Raw genomic sequence first — 2,493 nt, 5'->3', positions numbered from 1 at the left:
TAAAAAGAATAATATAAATTGCCTATGCCTTATCAAATGGACGCAGCTAGAGCCCTTGAAATAAAAACTGATCAACTCAGTATCATTAATCAATTTTCATCTAGCTTATTACAACTCGACACACTCGATGAGTTATTTGAGTACGTTACAACACATGTAGTCAACCGCTTAGGATTTGTTGATTGCGTTATCTACCTTGCAGATCGAGAGACTAATACATTAAATCAAGTCGCCTCAATGGGTATTGCTCATGCACGGGATAAATACCAAGCTGAGCGTAAAATAATTCGCTTTAGTGAGGGCATTACGGGTGCAGTTGCAAGTACAGGTAAAGCAGTCATTATTGATGATGTAACTAAAGACAGTCGGTATATTGCAGATAATCGCCCTGCTCAATCAGAGCTCTGTGTTCCTCTTATATACAAGGAACAAGTTTTAGGTGTTATTGATTGTGAGCACCCTGTCAAAAATTACTTTACTAATGCTCACCTTGAAATACTAACAACGGTTGCTCATTTACTTAGTGCAAAAATAAACCAAGTAAATACGGTAAATAACTTAAAGCAAACCGTTGAGCAGCTTAACAATGCTCAAAAGTTGGAAAATAGCTTATTACAAATAGCTAACCTAACCTACAAAGCCAGTGATCTAGACACTTTTTTTGAAGCACTTCATAACATTATAAATAGCTTACTCCCTGCCGATAACTTCTTTATTGCTTTGTACGATAAGCAAGTTGATATTCTTGATCTGGTTTATATAGTTGAAGAAGGGATCCAAAGTCACGCCCATAAAAAAATCTCAAAAGAGCAGCTAAAAGATACCGCTTCTTACTATTTATTAAAATCAGATCGTGTTTTATTACTTAACCAATCACAATATCAGCAACACATTAATACTGGCGACTTTAAACTTGTTGGAAGGTTATCTGAATCCTGGCTTGGCGTCCCATTTAAAACAAATGAGAGAATAAGTGGTGTAATTGTTGTTCAAAGCTATGATAAAAATTTGCAATATAATGAACACGACAGCGCTCTATTAACCTATGTTAGCCGCCAAATAAGTATGGCAATAGACAGGCAATTAGCCCGTCAAGAGCTAGAGCACAAAGCACTTCATGATGAACTAACAGGCCTTGCTAACCGCTCTTTACTTATTGAGCGGATAAAGCACGCTATTTTACGCTTATCCCGTGCTAAAAAAAGCACAAGCCATGCACTTTTATATTTAGATTTTGATCGATTTAAAAGTATAAATGACGCTTTAGGCCACGAGGTGGGTGATCACTTTTTAATTAAAATTTGTGAACTCATTAAAAATACTGTCCGTAATACCGATACTTTTGCACGTTTAGGCGGTGACGAATTTGCGATCTTCATGGAAAATATCACCCATAAAAATCAGGTCAGTGAAGCGTTAAAACGCATACAAACGGCACTTTCTAAACCTTTAAATGTAGATGGTCACCTATTACAAGCCTCAACAAGCATTGGTATAGCTTACAGCGATAGTATTGACGATAAAGCCTATATTTTATTACAACAAGCTGACGCTGCCATGTACGAAGCAAAATCGACCGGTCGCGGGCAAGTAAAGTTTTTCAATAATACAATGCGTAAAAAGCTCAAAACCCATGCAGATATTGAAAACGATTTACAGCACGGTATTGAGCATAATGAGTTTGAGCTCTATTTTCAGCCAATATTTACAATTAATAGTAGTGAAGTAATAGGCTTTGAAGCTTTAGTACGTTGGCATCACCCTAAAAAAGGCTTTGTACCACCTAATGACTTTATACCTATAGCTGAAACCACAGGGCAAATAATTAACTTAGATTTGCACTTGCTTGATCTAGCTGCGCAGCATATCTCAAAATGGCACAAACAAGGTCATCGTTTTTTAAAAGTAACCGTTAATGTGTCTTCACGTCATTTTGCAAGCCTTGATTTTGTTGCTCAAATTCACTCAATTTACAATAAGTACCAATTACCTCTTGGCTCTTTGTGCTTAGAAATTACAGAGTCTGGCTTGATAGAAAACCTAGAGCTGGCAACACACATAATCGAAGGGCTTTCACCATTAAAAGTGAAGTTATGCCTCGATGATTTTGGTACAGGCTATTCGGCGCTTGGTTACTTGCATCAATTACCTATCCACATTTTAAAAATAGACAAAAGCTTTATTGATCACCTTCAAGATTCAACTAACCCCCTTGTTGAAGCTATTTTATCTCTGGCGCAATCACTTCAACTTGAGGTTGTTGCTGAAGGTATTGAAACACAAGAGCAACTTGCTATTTTAAAATTAACCGCCTGCAATTACGGACAAGGTTATTTAAAATCAAAGCCTGTCACCGCGAGCCAAGCAATTAAGTTAATTAATAAGCCCCTTTAAACATCTACAATTAATACATCAACTAACCTGGCATTACGCTATTTTAGTTGATGTATTGACTCTTAATGAACGCCTTACACCAATCCGCATAATTAAGTG

The 2,493-nt window shown here is 36.8% G+C and carries 1 protein-coding gene; it reads left to right on the top strand.

Annotated elements, in window-relative coordinates; all coding sequences use genetic code 11:
* Positions 1-36: 36 nt before the first annotated feature.
* Positions 37-2,394 carry an EAL domain-containing protein gene (locus CWC11_RS20320; protein WP_502704806.1) on the top strand — a complete coding sequence of 786 codons (2,358 nt, stop codon included), beginning with the start codon at positions 37-39 and terminating at the stop codon, positions 2,392-2,394.
* The last annotated feature ends 99 nt before the right edge of the window (positions 2,395-2,493 follow it).

The sequence above is a fragment of the Pseudoalteromonas sp. S3178 genome (assembly GCF_005886985.1).
GTDB lineage: Bacteria > Pseudomonadota > Gammaproteobacteria > Enterobacterales > Alteromonadaceae > Pseudoalteromonas > Pseudoalteromonas carrageenovora.
This window is presented reverse-complemented; position numbering and strand designations above follow the sequence as displayed.

Excerpts from the sequence above, each read along its gene's own strand:
- CWC11_RS20320 (WP_502704806.1), top strand. The coding sequence starts at position 37 with ATGGACGCAGCTAGAGCCCTTGAAATAAAAACTGATCAACTCAGTATC.